Below are 18,019 nucleotides of genomic sequence, written 5' to 3' on the forward strand. Positions count from 1 at the left end.
GTCTAACAATGAACAAGCTCAAAACAATGAAGAAATAAGAAAATTCAACGGCTCAACGGCGGATGATCAATTGGTTGACGGTGTGCAAAATGATCAGGGTCAAACGCTGCGTGAACGCCTCGCGAATGTGGACAAGGTCAATGGACATGCCGGTGATGACACGATCAGCACAGGACAAGGCAATGATCTGGCCGCTGGTGACATGGTCGGGGATGAATGGGCCTATGTAGACGGCAAATGGGTCTATAACCCTGCGGCTGTTCAGGTCAGCGATGTCGGTCTGCTGCGATCATATGACGATGATATTCGCACTGGTGATGGTGATGACGTGCTGCTGGGCAATGGCGGCAATGATACCCTTGCCGCGGGGCGTGGGGCTGACACGATCAATGCCGGTCGCGGTGATGATGTGGCCTACGGTGGCGATGGGAATGATCTGCTGAATCTGGAACAGGGCAACGACACGGCTGAGGGCGGGTTGGGGGCTGATACGATCAATGCTGGCGACGGCGACGATGTCGTCTATGGCGATTTGCGTGGTGGTAATATCCTGGCTGGTGATGATCAGGGGCTGACCAGTTTCTCGCAATATGGTCAGAGTGCTGGCTGGGTGATGGAGGACGAGGATGGTGTTGAAACCATTTCTCAATCCGCGAACACGGTCGCCGGGGAAAGCTACACTATCTCGTTTGAACTGGCTGCGAACCTCTCTGGTGGGCATGGCTGCGGTCAGGTTGAGGTGCTGTGGAACGGCGAAGTGGTCAGCGTGGTTGAAACCACAACGGGCGTCTATGAAACCCATCAAGTAGAGGTGACCAGCACAGGCGAAGAAGGGCAGCTAAGCTTTCGCGCAGTGCCGCCAGAGGGCGCAGTTGTCTATGACTTTAGCGGTCCGGTGGCCAGTTATGAAACCACCACTAGCCTCAATGGTCAGGAGGTTGAGGTTGCTGGTTTTGCGCCAGGGCAATCGACGCTTTATCAGGTGATTGATGGCCACCTGAAAGCCTTTGACCCAGAGGAGCGCAGCTATGTCGACGTTGGCGATGCGCCAGGGTTCAAGATCAATGCCGTTGGCTTCAACACTGAAGATGACCTGATCTACGGCGTGGCGAAATCCAATGGGGTGGATGCCCTTGGCAATTCGGTGAATAGCAACGACATCGTGATGATTGACGCTAAGGGAGATGCCTACCGCGTGGGCGATGGTTTTTACGGCGATTATGTGGGCGATTTTGACGACAGCGGCAATCTTTGGACCTTCCACAGCACGTTGGACCGGATCAGTGTCGTCGATGTGGACAACCGCGATGCCGAGGGCAATCCAGAAATCCAGCATTTCCACCTGCCGCGCGGGCTGTTCAACGACCGGACCTATGATCTGGCCTACAACAGTGAGGACGGTCATTTTTATGCAGTCGTTTCCCCCGGTCGCAATGGCGAGGCGGGTAAGGTTGTGCAGATCGACATCAGCGAGGTCGCAGGCGGCGGTCACCCGACCTTTAACGAAGTGGCAATTACTGGCACACTCTATGGCGACACGATGGAAAGCGGCATGGCCAAAGGCGCCTATGGGGCCGTCTTCGTTGATGGGGATGGCAACCTCTATTATGGGCTGAACAGCGGTGATCATGATCTGGATGCCAGCACTGATGCACAGGGGGCGATCTTCCGTGTAGAGGTGGATTGGGACACAGGTCAGGCCTATTCAGAGTTCATGTCTGAATCGCAAACGACCGGGTCCAATGACGGTACTGTGGATCCGCGATCTGCAGATGCGTTCACTGAAATCGACGCTGACTCTCCTGTGCTGCTGCGCAATCCTCAGCTGATCCAATCCGATGGCGGCAATGACGATCTGCGCGGTGGTGCTGGTAACGACCAGATGTTTGGCAATGCTGGTGATGACACCTTGCATGGTGGCGAAGGTGCTGACCGGCTGTCTGGGGACCAAGGCAATGATAATATCAGCGGTGGCACTGGTGATGACACCATGTCGGGCGGGACCGGAGACGACTCCTTACGGGGCCAAGAGGGGGCAGATGCGCTTAGCGGCGGCGAGGGGCGGGACTACATAAACGCGGGCAGTGGGGATGACACACTTTCTGGCGGTGCAGGAACGGACAAGCTGGTCGGTGGCACTGGCGCGGATACGCTGGAAGGTGGCGCAGGCAATGACCACCTTTGGGGCGGCAATTGGCGCGGGGATGGGACAACGGATACTTTTGTGGTCTCTCAGAATGCCGGTCGCGATATCATCCATGACTTTGAAGCCGATCACGACCGTATCGACCTGTCGGCATATGGGCTGGAGTTCAGCGATGTTGAGGCGGCGCTGACCGATCGTGGCTGGGCCGCCGAATTGGATCTGAGCGCACTGGCTGGTGATGGCAGTGGTGACAAGCTGCTTCTGAAATCCGTTGATGTTGACGACCTGGATGAAGGTAACTTCATTCTCTGAACCTGGGCAATATAGCCTGCTTCTTCACTGCTCTTCCCTATCCTGTGTGCCTGCGTTGCATGGCTTGGGCACCGCCAAAAATGGAGGGTGCATTGACCGCACTCCAGACCATTCACCGTGCCTTGCCACCGCTCTTGCTGTTTTCATTGATCAGCAATCTGGCGGTGCTGATCAGCCCTTTGTTCATGATGCAGGTGTTGGACCGTGTGGTCCCCAGCGGCAATACAGCGACCCTTTTGTTGCTTGGCTTGCTGGCGCTTGGGGCACTGGCGTTGCAGGCGCTGGTAGAGTGGGGGCGTGATCTGGCGCTGCGCCGCCTCGGTATATGGCTGGAGGCGTCGGGCAGTCAGCAGGCCGTCGCGCTGAGCGCCGATGTGGACAACAGATACCACGACGGTAGATCTGAAGGAGCAGAGGTCAGCCAGCGTGTTGCGCGATTGGTACAGGCGTTGCGTGGGCCGGTGGCGCAGGCCGGGCTGTCGCTGCCATGGTTGCCTGTCTTTGTATTGGTGTTGTTGTGGATACATGTTGGGTTTGTCGGCCTGCTGCTGGCTGGCGTGTTGGCGATGGTTGTGTTGGATCAGGCGATGTCGCGTTGGGCGGGGGCGCGCAACGTGCAGGCGCATCATTTGCAAAACCGCGAACAGTCTCTGTTTCGCACGGCGCCAGCGCAGGGCAGTCGGTTGGGCATGCCGGTGGCCACGGTGCATCTGCTGCAGCAAGCCCTGCAGCTGCAAGGGCAACGTCACAGTCTGATGGCCGATGTGGATCGGCATCAGGTGCTGGCATCTTCTGGCAGCAGCTTCTTACGCAGCACCGCGCAGATTATGGCGCTTGGCCTTGGCGCTTATCTGGTGACGCTGAACCAGTTAAGCGCTGGCGGTATGATTGCGGCTTCTCTGTTGCTTAGCCGGGCTTATGGCAGTTTTGAGACAGTGATGAAACAGTCCGCCCCGTTGAAGGAAGCACTGGCGGACTACCGCGCCCTGCGCAGCTATCGCCATGCTCCTGAGGGCCCGCCAATGGACACGCCGGATTTCAGCGGTGCGCTTCGCGCGGAAACCCTGACCTTTCCGCGTGGCGGCGGCGCGATGCCCTATCTCGATCGGGTTGGATTTGCCCTTGCTCCGGGGGAGTGTCTTGTCATTGTCGGCGCTGCCGGATCAGGTAAGAGCAGCCTTCTGCACGCTCTGTCCGGCCAGCGGATGGCCCCCATCGGATCGGTGTTTTATGACGAAAGCGTCCTGCGCAGTCTGTCGCCCGCGGCACTGTCGCATTGGGTGGGAACTTTGCCCCAGCGCGCGGATCTGATCGCTGGATCGCTGGCTGACAATATCGCCTGTTTCGACCCTGACCGGCAGGATGGCCAAGTGATTGCAGCGGCGACGGCGGCAGGGGTGCATGGGCTGATTGCGGCGCTGCCTGAAGGGTACGAAAGCGACCTCAGCGTGTCCCCACATTTGTTGTCTGCTGGACAGGTACAACGGGTGGCGTTGGCGCGGGCTCTCTACCGTCAGCCGCGCTATTTGTTTCTGGATGAACCCAATGCGCTCCTGGATGGGGACGGAGAGCGGGCTTTGCTACAGACGCTGCTGCGATTGAAAGCGGCGGGAACGACTATTGTGATGGTGTTGCACCGATCTGGCCTGATGGGGATGGCGGATAAGATCCTGCAGTTGGACCAGGGGCGGGTGGTTGATTTCGGGCCTCGGGCCGAGGTTCTGGCGCGTCTCAGTGGCAATCACCGGCGTTTGCGTGTGCCGCCTCTGGCCACCTCATTGCATGATCTGCGCGATTGGGTTGCGGCACAGTTCACGCGGGCTAGTGATGAACCGTTTAGTCAGAAAGCGCAGATTGTTGCGCAGGAGCTGTTTCATTTGGCGCTGGAGGTCAGTGCGTCACAATCAAGCCCACCGCAGGAGCTGGAGTTTTCGCTGAAGTTCCTTAATGACCTCGAGTGTGAGCTGCGCATGGTTGGGGATGCGTCGTTGGATCTCGGGGAAAAAATGGTAAGCGTTCGCAAATACTTGGCGGCGGGGCACGCGCCGCAGGGCGGGTTGTCGCGTGATGAACAGGCTCTGGCGGCGCTGGAACAGATAGGGCGGTCGGTGACATTGCAACGTCAGGAAGAATTTTGCGCCTATCAGGTTGCGGTTAGCGCAACTGAGGAGGGCAGCGTGCCCGCAAATATGTGGAGAGCACAGTAATGCGACCATCATCACCCTCAAACGGCACGCCCTCGTCGCTGCCACCACAGATCGGCCGGTTTCTGTTGCGCGGCTGCATTTTGGTGGTCCTGTTTCTCATTGGGTTTGCGACTTTGGCGGGGTTTGCGCCGATGGCCTCGACCTTGCAGCTTACTGGGACGGTGGTGTCGCAGCGGCCAGAGGTGTTGTTGCAGCACCGTTATGGCGGGCCGGTCGCGGCTGTCAGGGTGGTGCGTCATGATCTGGTGGCGCAGGGTGCGGAGTTGTTGCGCCTGGACACGCGTCTGGAACAACAGCAACGCGATCACTTGCTGGCGCAACAGGCTAGACTGTTGTCGGAAAACAGCGTCTTGGAGGCGCTGATCGACGGATCAACGGATGCAGATGATGGGGGGAACGTGCCCTTGCCACAGGGGCAGCCGGGGGCAGAGTATCTGCTGCAGGCGGAAATGGCGCGCATTGACCAGCGGGGAAAACGTCAGACCGTCCAGAGCCTTGGCGAACAGATTGCCCGATTGGAAGATAAGGTCGCTTTGGTCGACCAACAGCGGGCCGGCATGATTGAGCGGGCGGAACGGCACGCGCAGCTTATTGCGAAGAAACTGCAGAAACGCGACGTGGGCGACACGCTTGCGGAACAGATCCTGATGGTCGAAGCCGAGTTGCAGACAGATCGCGGTGATCTGGAGGCGTTACAGGATCGCCGTCAGCAAATCGCAACACAGGCAGATCTGGTTATGGTGAAACTGCGCGAACGGCTGATCAGTCAGCGGGCGCGCAACAAACGCCAGTTGGAGGAGGTGGGCAACACTCTGCTGTCCCTAGAAGATCGCATTGCACATGCGGTGATCCGCGCACCGATGCCGGGTATGATCACCCAACTACAGCTGGAGGCGGAGAACAGCTATGCCCAGCAGGGCAAGACATTGATTGCCTTGGCTCAACCTCTGGCACATCCGCATTTGGATCTGATGGTGCCACCGATCTATATTGATCAGTTGCAGGTGGGTATGGCTGGCCGTCTGGTGTTGCCCAGCCTGCCGCAACGGGCCATGCCGCAAATAATGGCACAGATCACCGCTATTTCGCCGCGTGCGGATCTGGATGAATATGGACAGCCGCAGGGCTACAGCGTGCGGGCCGACCTAACACCGGAGGCGGCCGCGACGTTGCAAGCGGCGCTCGCTGATCTGCGCCTGTCCGAAGATATGCCGGTCCAGCTGATCGTAGAGGTGCGGCAGGTAACACTGGCGCAATATGTGTGGCGCCCATTTGCGGCGGCACTCAGCACTGCCTTGCAGGACTGAACCGCCGACTGGATCTTAGGCAGCGTTGCTACGGTTGGGGATGAAATCGGGTTCTGCATCGTCTGCGGCCAGCAGAGCGTCGAAATCCAGAACCGGTTCTTTCTCGCGGCTGTGTTTGGTAGGATGCAGTGTGTCAGGCAGTGCCCCTTCGGACCGAGCTTGTGGCAGTTGCTCTGCGGGCTGAGCTGTGGCGACGTTGGACGCCGCTGCAGGCGCGGGCCCTGTGGTCGAAACTTTGCCAGCGGTAGCACCAGTGCCAAGATCAAAGAACTTAATCGCATCTTGTAACACCCGTGCCTGACTGGCCAGTTCTTCTGCGGTGGCGGCCAGCTGTTCCGATGCGGCGGTGTTGGTTTGCGACCCATTATCGACTTGACCAACCACAACGCCAATTTGCTCGATGCCTTTGGTGATTTCGTCATTGGCTTTGGCGATATTGGAAATCAGACCAGAGGTGGTGGTAATGCTGGGGACCAATTCGTCCATCATTTGCCGCGCTTTATCGGATGAAGAGGCCGTGACAGTGGTCAGCGCATCAATTTCCGCCGCTGCGTCCTGACTGCGTTCGGCCAGTTTGCGCACTTCGGCTGCGACGACGGCAAAGCCGCGCCCGTGTTCACCTGCGCGTGCGGCCTCCACTGCAGCATTTAACGCCAGCAGGTCCGTTTGCCGGGCAATCTCCTGAATTATGTGAATTTTTTCCACAATCTGCCCCATGTGTTTGGTGGCGTCCTGCACTACATCTGCGCCTTTGCGGGCCAGAATGGCGGAGGATGCTGCAGTGCGCTCGGTCTGATGCGCATTGTCCGCGGTGCTGGCGATGCTGGCAGAGATCTCTTCGACCGAGGCAGAGGTTTCTTCGGTCGCGGCTGATTGGTTGATCGCCACCTCCTGCAGCTGGGTTGAGGTCGAGGAAATCTGGATCGCCCCAGCAGCCACATTGGCAGCAGAGTGGGTGACATCGCCAACGGTGCGGCGTAGTTCCTGCACCATTGTCTGCAGATCAGTCAGCAAGACACCGAATTCATCCCGGCGACCGTGGGCTTCCGGTTGGGAGAGGTTCCCATTGGCCACCTCACGGCTCAATCCTGTTGCAGCCTGCAGACCATGATTCAGCGAACGCAGCATCAGGGTTGCCACCAGTGCCGAGAAGATAAGTGCCCCGACGCTGAGAGCGATCAGCTCAAAGCGCGCGATTTCATATTCATGTTGGGATTTCGCAACCTCACCGTCGAGATATGCGGTTTCCGCCTCTGAAAAATCGTGAATGTGGCGCAAGATCGCCTTGTCTAAGGTTCCTCCTTCCTGCACCAGCGTCAGCGCGGCCTTTTCTAGTTCGTTCGACTTGTAGAGACTGATCACCCGTGTGTTCACGGCCTCGATCTGCTGACGCAAGGACTTAAACTCATCCAGCACTTTCTTCTCTTTGGCGGATGCATGGGCGTAGGCGCTAGATAATAGCGCCTCCTCCTCATGTTCCAGTTTGATCAGCTCTGCCTCTATTTCAGCGTGCAGGGGACCGGGGGGAATGAGTACATAATCGCGCATCAGGTTTTGGATCCGCTCCTGTGTGATCGCCAATTCGTCCAGATCGCGTAAAGCGCGAAAATCTTCATGCACGATTTTGTCGGTGCGATCTTTCAAAATGGCCATTTCTTTCAGCGACAGCCAGCTGGTAATAATAAGAAGGGTGCACAGTAATGCATACGATGCGGCCAGTCGGCCTTTGATTGAAAATAGCATTGGGGTACTCACACGGAACAGGGTTTGGGGTCGTTAGATTACTACGCCGCTATCCAAGGCAGCGGCGCGCATATCTGCGTCATAATCAACTACGGCACGCGGACTTCCTGTTGTAGATCGCGCATAGATAGATTTCAGGTATAGTTGAGTGATATTTGTATAGATTTGAATTTAAGTTTTTGAATTCTACGAACTAATTTTTCGATAAAAAAATAAGCCCCTACCTGAAATCAGATAGGGGCTTCATCATGTTTTTAAGTGATTTTGATGCGGTTATTGTACCGTTGCGGCCTGTGGTAGGATCCATGCACCACCCTGCGGAGGGGCGGTGTTTACCTGAAGGGCACAGTGGTAGGCGCGGCTGAGGGTATCGTTGGTCATCACCTGTGCCGGTGTGCCTGTCGCGCAAATTTCACCCGCGTCAATTAACGTCACTTGGTCGGCGAACATCGCCGTCAGGTTGAGGTCATGCATCACTGCGATCACCCCACCGCCTGCGCGGGCGTAGTCCTGCGCCAGCTGCATCACCACCAGCTGATGCCCGATATCAAGGGCCGACACGGGTTCATCCAGAAACAGCCAGCGCGGCTGGCCGTCTAGCACTGGCTCCCAGATTTGTACCAGCACGCGTGCCAACTGCACGCGCTGTTTTTCGCCGCCCGAAAGGTCGTGGAAATAACGTCCCTCAAACCCCGTCAGGCCGACACGGGCCAGTGCCTGCAGGGGCAGGGCATCGGTGTTGTCGGGCTGGGTGCTGGCCAGACCAGCGGTTAGGCCAAGGCGCACTACCTCCAATACGGTGAAGGGAAAGGCAAGGTTGGCTGCCTGTGGCAGTACTGCGCGGGTCATTGCCAGCTCGTGAGGCTTCATTGCGGCGCAGTTTTTCCCGTTGATCTGCACCTGACCTGTATACGCCAATTCACCGGTGATGGCGCGCAGCAGTGTGGTCTTGCCCGATCCGTTAGGCCCGACAATTGCGGTGACGTCGCCTGCTTGTGCGGTGAAGTCGACGCCGTGCAGGATTTCTTTGCGGCCCAGTTTGACGTGGATGTCTGTGGCGGTCAGCTGCATCTTACATCTCCACCAGATTGCGGTTTTTGAGGAGGATCCACAGGAAGAACGGCCCGCCGATGGCCGCCATCACGATCCCGATGGGTAGTTCCGCAGGCGCAATGAGCACGCGCGATATTGCGTCAGCAAACAGCAGGATAATCGCGCCCAAGAGCGCGCCATTGACCAACAGACCACGGTGATCCGGCCCCTGCACCAGACGCAGCAGGTGCGGGACAACGATGCCGACAAACCCGATGCCACCGGTGATTGCAGTGGAGGCACCGATGGAGGCGGCGACGGTCATGATCGCGATGAACTTCATCTTTTGCACGTCGATGCCAAGGTGATGCGCGGCAGCCTCGCCCAAGGTCAGCGCGTTCAGTGCGCGGGCAAGGAAGGGCGCGGCGATCAGGGTGATAATGATCAGCGGGGCGGAGGCGCCAAGTTTTTCCCAGCTTGCGCCAGCCACCGATCCCATGCTCCAGAAGGTCAGATCACGCAGTTGGTTGTCATCGGCGTAGTAAATCATTAACCCCATGAAGGCGCCAATCAGCGCGCCCAATGCGATGCCTGCCAGTAGCATCGTCGCCACAGAGGTGCGCCCGCCACGGGTGGCAATCGCGTAGAGCAGAAGCGTGGTGACCCACCCCCCGACGAAGGCCGCAAAGGGCACGGTGAATTTTCCCACCGCTGCGGCGACGGCAACGGGCAGGTAGCTGCCCAGTACAATCGCCATCACCGCGCCAAAACCGGCGCCAGCGCTGACGCCGACCAGACCGGGATCGGCCAGCGGGTTGCGAAACAGCCCCTGCATCACTGCACCTGATACCGCGAGGGAGGCGCCAACCAGCACAGCAGTCAACATGCGCGGCATGCGGATGTCCCAGATGATGATCTGATCGCGCAAAGAGCCTTCGCCGATCAGGGCCGCAAGAACATCTGTCTGATCCGCCGCCCCCCAGCCAAGGCTGAGGAGCATCGCCAGCGCCAATGCCACGGCCAAAACGCCCGTCAGCAGACGCGAAAACCGGCGGCGATCGCCTGCCACGCGCGATGCGCCCGCCCGCAGGTTGGTTGCATCCGCGACGGCCATCAGTTCAGCGCCTCATCCGCGCCGTAAAGCACCTGATGTAGCTCGCTCACAAAGGCGGCTGTGCGCGGGCCAAAGCCAAGCGCGGCACCGTCGATGCTGTAAAACCCGCCGTTTGCCGCCGCCGGTGTAGGGGCCAGCGCGGGCAGGGCCAGGATTTCCTCGGCGCGGCCTTCGTGATCGGTGCGGCCGGTCATCATCAGCACCAGATCGGGCTTTGCCTCTATCACCGCCTCGTCGTTGACAAGTTTGTAGCCAACGTAATCTTCGGCCATGACATTGATGCCGCCAGCCAGTTCGATCAGCCCGTTCGCACCTGTGTCACGACCTGACACATTCAGGCGACCGCCGTCATTGGACAGCACAAACATCACGCGCTTTTTGGTTTCCACTTTGGCCACCTTGGCGGCGAGTGTTGCCAGTTCCGCCTCAACCTTACCGGCCAGTGCATCTGCCTGCGCGTCCTCGCCGATGGCGTGGCCGACGGTGCGGATCGCGTCTGTGACGGCTTCGGCGCTGAAACCGTCATGGATCAGCACGATCGGGACAGAGGCTTCGCGCAGCAGGTCCATGGTTTCCACGGGGCCGGAGGTATGGCGCGCGATGATCAGATCGGGGGCAACGGACAGAACGCCCTCAGGCGACAGGCGGCGCATGTAGCCGACGTCGGGCAGGTCGTTCACCATCGCCGGATATGTCGATGTGGTGTCGCGGGCGACAATGCGGTCCTGGGCGCCAAGGGCGAAGAGGATTTCAGTGATCGGCCCACCGACAGAGACGATGGATTTTGCCTCTGGGTAGCTGTGGTCGTGGTCATCGGCAGCGAAGGCAATGGCAGAGAGGCTAAGCGCGGTCACCGCGCCAAGGGTGAGGGAGCGGATCATGCAGAAACCTCCTCTTTCGTCAGGGTGGGCAGGTCGGCGATGATCTGATGCCACTGAGCCAGATCGTCAGAATCATTGTTCGGGTCGCGCATGCCAAAGATCTGCATGATGGTCATTCCACGGCTGTCAAAGCACTCTAGCGATACGGCTGGGCCGCGTTTGGTGGGTTTTTCGACGGCATAGACCTCGGCCACATGATCGTTGCGCAGGTGCAGGTCAAATCGGTCATCCAGCACGTTGACCCATGGCCCCATATTTTTGATGTTGTCCAGACGGCCCCAGTGGATCTGGATGTTGCCGGGGTTGCCGACAAAGAGGATGGTGCGCTGCTTGAGTTCGGACACGCGGTTGATCAAGGTCTCCACGGCTGAGATTTCCAGCGGGCGCACCCATTTTTCGCCCGCCACCAGACGGTAGGCGCCCAAACGGTTCATGCCCAGTTTCGACGTCAGCCGCATGAACTGGTGGGTGTCGGTCATCTTGCCCCATTCGTCCAGCAGGATGTCCCGTTTCGCCGGGTTCGATTTCGCCGGTTCAATTGGGGTGGCCGGGGCGACCTCGATACCTTCGGACTGGTCGGCAACGGTCAGCTCTGTGACGACTGCCTCCCATGCGTCGTGGTTTGATCCTTCGCGCATGAACACTTTGTGGACCGCGTCACCAGCGGCATCAAACACCTGCAAGGTGCGGCGCAGGCCGCGTTCGGTCTGTTGTTCAATGGCGAAACCATGCACCCAGTGTTTGGGGAAAATGCGCAGGTCAATCTCATGGCCCACAACCATCGCGGCATGGGCGCCGGAGGTGTATTTGCCATAGGTGCCAACGCGTTCATGCACGGCCGAGATGTTGCGCGTCAGTGCCATCACTTCGCCCAGTTTGCTGACAGCGGGCATCAGCTGATCGGGATGGGGATTGATGCGGGTGATCACCTCGCCTTCACGTGCGCCAAGGTGGGCGGCGACCAGTTCGGCCTCGGAGATGCCCAGCTGATCCGCCAGATCGCGGTCACGCATTTTGGGATTGTCGCGTTTGGCCTGACGAATGTCAGCGGGATTTGGTTTCTGGGTCATCGGACTACCTCTGAGGCTGTGTGTGGGAAAAGGCCGCCAGTCGGGCCAGATCCCGAAAATAGGAAAGGGGTGGCCCGCAAGTGGGGCCACCCGAAAGGATCCAAAGTGAGGATCAGAAGGTTTTCGCCAAGGTGAACTTGATGTTGCGGCCCTTGGCGTTGCGGTTCGGGCTGGTCAGGAAGGGACGGTAGGTCTCATCAAACAGGTTTTCGATGCCCAGACGCAGTTCCGTACCTTCCAGTGCGCCATTGTCAGGCTTGTAGCCAACCGACAGGGCATAGGTGGTCCAATCCTCCGAAGGTGCGGTCGCACCGCTGGTGGAGGTGGTGCGGCTGTGGGCAAAGGCATGTTTCGCCTCAACCGCAACATCCAGCTGTTCATCGAGGAATTTCTTACCAAGTGTCAGCTGTACGGTGTCCGCAGGGGTGTAGTTGAACGGAGCAGCGGTGCCGTTGATGTTGCCACGGGTCCGTGCGGCAGCAAAGTCGGCGTAGAACAGGTCGCTGGCGTAGTTCAGTTCCAGTTCAACACCTTCCAGATCGGTTTCATCGATACCGGAGTAGCTGGTGCCATCCCAGATCTCAGTGCGGAAGGCGGTCAGCTTGGCTTGCAGGTGGTCGCCTTCCATCACAACATCGGTGCCATCGTAGGATGCACCCAGTTCAAAAGTGGTGGCTTTTTCCGACTTCTCGCGGTTTGTGGTCGAACGCAGATCGTCAAGGATCGGCAGGTTCTCGTTGTAGGCAGCGCTACCGAAGACCGCGAATTCATCGGTCACAGCATATCGAGCCGACAGGGCACCGGTCCATGCATTTGCATCGTAGGTGGTGCCATCAGGCAGACCCAAAGAGGTGCGGCAGGAGGTCGGGCCGAAGCACTGCTGCATGTCGATGTTGTTTTGCGATTCCAGCTCTTGGCTTTCGTAGCGCAGCTGCGGGGTCAGGGTCAGCTTGTCGCCGATTTCCATCTTGTCCGCGATGTAGAAGCTGACACTGCGGTCAAAACCACCAGGGGCAGAGGCGTCGTTGCGGCCGGCATAGGTGCCAGACAGCAGTTCGGCAGAACGTTCACGGCGCTTCACCTCGATGCCGGTGGTGAATTCGTGATCAACCGCACCGGTGACAAAACGGGCAACGTTTTCCAGACGCAGGCCAAGGCTTTCGGTTTCGTGGTCGGCGTTGAAGATGCCGCTGGTCAGCGTCTCATGCGCGATCTTCAGCTTTTCGAACTTGTGGTACAGGAAGACCTCAAGGTCGATCAGGTTGTTGTCTACCGGATCATAGTTCAGCGACAGATAGGTCGTCCGGTCTTCGGTGTCGCGGTCTACGGTGACGCCATTCCAATCTGGATCTTGTGCGTTATAGGGCACATCGGTTTCAGGCAGGACGGTGCGTGTGTGGCCGAAAGTCAGCGTTGCGTCGTCGGTCAGTTTATAGTTCAGCTTTACCAGACCCGAGGGACCTTCGAAATCGGTGTTGCGGCGGGTTTCACCGTCACCATCTTCGCTTTCGCCTACATCGCGGTAACCAAAGAACGCCAGCGCATCAAAGCGGTCGTTCGGTGCAAAAGACAGGATGGTTGTCGACAGCAGGCCATCACCGTTGCTCTCATACCCGAACTTCTGCCGCAGCGAGAAGGTGTCGCCGTCTTGCAGGAAGTCGGTCGCATCCTTGGTTTCCGCTTCGATGGTGCCACCGAATGCACCGGAGGAGTAGCGGAAGCTTTCGGACGGGCCGCGGGTTACAGCAACCTCGCGGAACAGCTCAGGTTCCAGCGCCAGCAGCGAGCCATTGCGGTAAATCTCTTCTGCGCCGGAAGCAACACCGTCAACAACAACGGCGACTTTACCGTCGGTGCCATAAAAACCTGCCTGGCCGCCAAGGCCACGGATGTTGACAGCCGAACCCTGCGGCAGGGAGCCGTTGATCAGGTTCACGTTCGGGACAGAATCCAGCAGCTCACCAAAAGAGGTGGCCTGACGTGCCTCAATCTCTTCTTGATCGATCACGGTCTTGGAGGTGGCGGTGTCTGTCTGCACGCCGCGGCGGCTGGCATTCAGTTGGATCGCGTCCAGCTGGATGACGTCGTCGCTCTCTTGGTTAATGTCTTGTGCCAGAACGGCACCCGAAAGGGCGGGTAGGGCGGTCAAGCCGGCAACGGCCACCGCAATGGTAGAATTACGCTTCATAGTCCCCTCAATGCGTTTGAGATCCCTGCGCAGGCAGAGCGCAGAATCGGTCTAGCTGGCTATGAAGCGTGCTGGTGTGCAGTGGCGCTTCTATTTGCTCGATAAAATTTGTCAAGAATTGGAGCGGCGCTTTTAGAGGTTGATATGGCGAAAAGCACATAAGCGGCCCGAATGGGCCGCTTATGGTAGTATTTGATCTTTGATTATGTAGCCTTATAGGTGTTTTATCTTCTGCATGAACTCTTTGATCGCAGCGTTAGTGTTGGCGGCTGCATCATCTACCGAGAACATCTGATTCATCACATCCGCCGCCGCTTTGGCCGCCACGGTAGAGCTTTCTTCGACCCCGATGATGTTGCGTGACACGTTATCGACGCGGTTCGATAGATCTGCCATCGAGTTTGACATCTCCAGCGTCACACCGCCTTGCTGTTCGGCGGCAGAGGACATGTTGGCCGCCTGCGCCTGCACTGCGGCCACTGCCTCGGAGATGTCGTTCATCGCCATCACGTTGTTTTCCACCCCAGAGGTTACCGCCTCAATCTCCGTTCTGATTTGGACGGTGGATTCTGCGGTCTGTTCGGCCAATTTGCGTACCTCCTCTGCGACCACGGCAAAACCGCGGCCTGCCTCACCTGCGCGCGCGGCCTCAACCGCGGCGTTCAGCGCCAAGAGGTCGGTCTGGGAGGTGATGCCATTGATGAAGCTAACCACGTTGGAAATCCGCGCAGTTGCGGCCTCTAGTTCTTGCAGGGTGGCGGTAGCGTGTTCGGCCTTAGTGTTGGCGTCCAGCGACAGATTCGAGGTGCGGCTGACCCCGCCAGCGATTTCCTGAATGGAAGCGGACATCTGTTCCACAGCTGAGGCTGTGCCCGATACCTTATCCGCCGCAGCGATGGAGTTTTCTTTGACCAATGCCCCCTGCGCGCTGGCCTCTTCTGCCATCGAGGCAAGGGATTCCGCCGCAGCCTTGGAACGGTTGGCAGCCTCTGTCAGCGTGTCCATCGAGGTGATCACCATGTTCTGGAAATCAGCGGTCAGCCTGCGGATGGGGCGTAGTAGCGAGGTGCCGAGGATCAGGCCCACTGTCACAATCGCCGCAACCATAATGCCAAAAATCATCATGGTCTGATGAACGGCAGCATCCGCGCCGGCCAGCGCCTCTGCTGTGTGAACGCTGGTGACCAGATACCAATCGACACTTTGCAGGTTGAGTTTGCCGTAAGCGCTGAAACTTTCGGCGCCCTTGTGGTCACCGCCGCGCCGGAACCCGCTGTCTGCGGCCAGTGCGGCGTCGATGACCTGACCATCGACTTCATCGCCGACCGTCAGTTCAGTAGACAGTGGTGGCGCGGCGCGCAGTCGTTTGTTGGCGCCTATCAGCAGGGATTCTGCGGTGTCAAACCCCTTTAGCGGGGCACCAATGATGGCGTTGATGCGATCAATCGGTGCCTGAAAGGCGATGATGCCGGTCAGCTTGCCGTTCTGTTGCAGTGGCTGCAGCAAAAACGCGGCATCTGCACCGTAGGAGGGTTCATAAGGTTCAAAATCCACAAAGATCGGAGTCCGAGTGTCACCTTTCAGGATGGTGCTGACCCCTTGGCCAAAGCCGGAGCCGCTATAGGGACCAGTGAGGAAAGAGGTGCCATAGTCGACCTCTTTGAACACGGAATAGACAACGCGCCCTTCAACAGGATCCAGCAGGAAGATATCGTAGAAGCCGAACTGTTCCTGTGTTTCTTTGAAATAGGGATGATATTCGGCGTGAAGCTCGCTGTAGCGGCTGCCGTCGGCGGCATCTTGCAGGTTTTGCTTCTCACCTATCTTTTCCGGATTGCCAGAGATGTAGAGACGCTGCAACTGGCGGGCCAGCGGGTCTAGTTCCTGCCAACGGGCCAGATCTGCGTCACTGACACCCGGGGTGTTTTCGCCCTGATATTTATACCGCGCGTCCAGAGGTGGCAGGTCTGCCGCGATGTCGTTGCGATTGGCAAGACCGCGTGCGGCGTAAGTGAAATCTGTCACGGCCGAAAGCACAGTGCCATTGCTGGCCATGGTTTTTGCGATCCCGCTGAGAGATTTAAAATAATCTTCAATCGCGGTACGCTTCAGCTCAAACGCGCCTTCGACAGCGCTGGTCGCAGAGGCTTCGGACAGCCCATAGACGCGTTTGATGTTCAGATAGGTTAGCACCGCAGCAGGGGTGAGTCCGAGGATCAGCAGGGCAGCCAGGATCTTCGTTCTAAATCTCATTACTCGTTACCTTTCAGTACAGGCGATAAATTACCTGCATCGCCTTTTGGAATGGGGCGCGGCAGGGGAAATGTCGAAAAACCGATGTTCTTCAGGTAGATGAACGGTGCTTAATCAGGCAGTTTTAGAAGTTTTGGCTAGAATGAATTCAATCATATATTGCAATCGTGCCGCGATTATGGAGGATCTTCGCGCTTTACTTGTTCTGCTTGGCGAAAACTGCATAAAAAACGTGCGCTGAAATCAGCGCACGTTTTTAGATGTTCTCGTTAAAACTGCAGGCAGAAATTAATTTTGCGCTGGTGCAGGTTTGCGCCCACGCGGGCGCCGCCGCTTGGCGCTGGCTGGCTGGTCGGATTGGGGGCGATCAGATTGCGAACGCTCAGATTGGGACCGGCCCTTTGCTTTGTTGTCGCCACGGCCGCGACGGTTGCCCCCGCCGTTGCCAGCATTGCCGCCACAGCCTGTACCACCATTGCCACGACCACCGCGACGGCGGTTGCTGCCGGATTTCTTCGGCGCCTCTGTTGGCAGGAAGGGCGTGCCGGAGGCCACGGGGATCTCCAGCTTCATTACTTTTTGGATGTCGCGCAGCTGTTCGGCCTCATCCGCAGTGCAGAAGGCAATCGCTTCGCCCTCACGGCCTGCACGGGCGGTGCGGCCAATACGGTGGACGTAGTTATCCGGCGTGTCGGGCAGATCGTAGTTGATCACATAGGCGACGCCCGGAATATCGATGCCACGCGCTGCGACATCGGTGGCAACCAAAACCTTGATGCTGCCATCGCGGAAGCCTTTGATGGCGCGGTCGCGTTGGTTCTGGCTCTTGTTACCGTGGATCGAGGCGGCGTTGTAGCCATCACGCACCAGCGACTTCATCAGCTTTTCCGCGCCCCATTTGGTGCGGGCGAACACCAGCGTCAGCACGTTCAGATCACGCGACAGGATGTCGCGCAGCAGTTTGGGTTTGGTGTCACGGTCAAGGAAATGCACCGATTGCGTGACCTTATCCGCCGCCTTACCGGGGGGCGAGACCTGCACGCGGCGGGGATTGTTCAGATAGGCCTGCGACAGCTCTTCCATCTGTTTGGGCATGGTGGCCGAAAACAGCATGGTCTGGCGCGGGGTGCCCAGTCTGGGCGCGATTTTGCGCAACGCATGGATAAAGCCCATGTCCAGCATCTGATCCGCCTCATCCAATACCAGATGGCGGGTTTTAGACAGATCGACTGCACCGCGATCCATTAGGTCAATCAGACGGCCGGGGGTGGCTACCAGAATGTCTGTGCCCCGGTTTAGCACCGCGATCTGGCGGTTGATCGATTGGCCCCCTACGACGGTGCGTACGTGGATATTGGTGTGCTGGGCCAGCATGTTGAGGTTGTCAGCGATCTGGTTTACCAGTTCGCGCGTTGGGGCCAGCACCAGCGCTTTCACCGTCTTGGGGGCCGCTTTGGCGGGATCATTCAGCAGCTGTTCCATCAGCGGCAGGCCAAAGGCCAGCGTTTTCCCCGTGCCGGTCTGGGCCAGCCCCAGAACGTCGTGGCCTTCCAGTGCCAGCGGGATCGCCTGGTTCTGGATTGGGGTGGGTTGGGTCAAACCGGCCTTGGCCAGCGCCTTGTTCAGTGCCGGGCTTAGGCCCAGCATGTCGAAATCAAACAAATCATATCCTTTCGCGCTGAGCCTTCTGAGGCACGCAGCGCAGGGGGGCCGCGTGAGGCGCGGCAGCACGAGGTTTCACACAACACCGATGGTCCCGGCGCCAC

General features: G+C 58.4%; 11 protein-coding genes. 3 read left to right on the forward strand and 8 right to left on the reverse strand.

Features of this window, described 5'->3' with window-relative positions; translation table 11 throughout:
* The 3 genes from MHM86_RS16610 to MHM86_RS16620 form a co-directional block, all read left to right on the forward strand.
* Positions 1-2,458, forward strand: a 2,458-nt coding sequence (locus MHM86_RS16610; protein ID WP_239201607.1) for a calcium-binding protein, incomplete at its 5' end; no start/stop codon positions are given.
* A 92-nt stretch (positions 2,459-2,550) separates the two neighbouring features.
* Positions 2,551-4,665 carry an ATP-binding cassette domain-containing protein gene (locus MHM86_RS16615; protein WP_239201609.1) on the forward strand — a complete coding sequence of 705 codons (2,115 nt, stop codon included), beginning with the start codon at positions 2,551-2,553 and terminating at the stop codon, positions 4,663-4,665.
* Positions 4,665-5,972, forward strand: a complete 1,308-nt coding sequence (locus MHM86_RS16620) for an HlyD family secretion protein (protein WP_239201610.1) — start codon at positions 4,665-4,667, stop codon at positions 5,970-5,972. Before MHM86_RS16615 ends, MHM86_RS16620 begins: the two co-directional genes overlap by 1 nt.
* A gap of 15 nt (positions 5,973-5,987) precedes the next feature.
* On the opposite strand, the gene MHM86_RS16625 is transcribed toward MHM86_RS16620, so the two are convergent.
* The 8 genes from MHM86_RS16625 to MHM86_RS16660 form a co-directional block, all read right to left on the reverse strand.
* Entirely contained in the window at positions 5,988-7,715 is a 1,728-nt protein-coding gene (locus MHM86_RS16625; RefSeq protein ID WP_239201612.1) for a methyl-accepting chemotaxis protein, read from the reverse strand.
* Between the two features lie 273 nt (positions 7,716-7,988).
* Positions 7,989-8,786, reverse strand: coding sequence for a heme ABC transporter ATP-binding protein (locus MHM86_RS16630; RefSeq protein ID WP_239201613.1), 798 nt, complete (start codon positions 8,784-8,786; stop codon positions 7,989-7,991).
* Position 8,787: 1 nt separating this feature from the next.
* A complete protein-coding gene (locus MHM86_RS16635) occupies positions 8,788-9,861 on the reverse strand; it encodes an iron ABC transporter permease (RefSeq protein WP_239201614.1) in 1,074 nt (357 codons plus the stop codon).
* Complete coding sequence (locus MHM86_RS16640; RefSeq protein ID WP_239201615.1) at positions 9,861-10,742, reverse strand: hemin ABC transporter substrate-binding protein; 882 nt, start codon at positions 10,740-10,742, stop codon at positions 9,861-9,863. The genes MHM86_RS16635 and MHM86_RS16640 overlap by 1 nt, the downstream gene beginning before the upstream one ends.
* A complete protein-coding gene (locus tag MHM86_RS16645) occupies positions 10,739-11,812 on the reverse strand; it encodes a hemin-degrading factor (protein ID WP_239201616.1) in 1,074 nt (357 codons plus the stop codon). The genes MHM86_RS16640 and MHM86_RS16645 overlap by 4 nt, the downstream gene beginning before the upstream one ends.
* A gap of 112 nt (positions 11,813-11,924) precedes the next feature.
* On the reverse strand, positions 11,925-14,000 hold the full coding sequence (locus MHM86_RS16650; RefSeq protein WP_239201618.1) for a TonB-dependent receptor domain-containing protein: 2,076 nt from the start codon (positions 13,998-14,000) through the stop codon (positions 11,925-11,927).
* Between the two features lie 213 nt (positions 14,001-14,213).
* Complete coding sequence (locus MHM86_RS16655; RefSeq protein WP_239201619.1) at positions 14,214-16,253, reverse strand: methyl-accepting chemotaxis protein; 2,040 nt, start codon at positions 16,251-16,253, stop codon at positions 14,214-14,216.
* A 288-nt stretch (positions 16,254-16,541) separates the two neighbouring features.
* Positions 16,542-17,915 carry a DEAD/DEAH box helicase gene (locus tag MHM86_RS16660; RefSeq protein ID WP_239201620.1) on the reverse strand — a complete coding sequence of 458 codons (1,374 nt, stop codon included), beginning with the start codon at positions 17,913-17,915 and terminating at the stop codon, positions 16,542-16,544.
* Between the last annotated feature and the right edge of the window lie 104 nt (positions 17,916-18,019).

Source organism: Thalassobius sp. Cn5-15 (assembly GCF_022347685.1).
Taxonomy (GTDB): domain Bacteria; phylum Pseudomonadota; class Alphaproteobacteria; order Rhodobacterales; family Rhodobacteraceae; genus Thalassobius.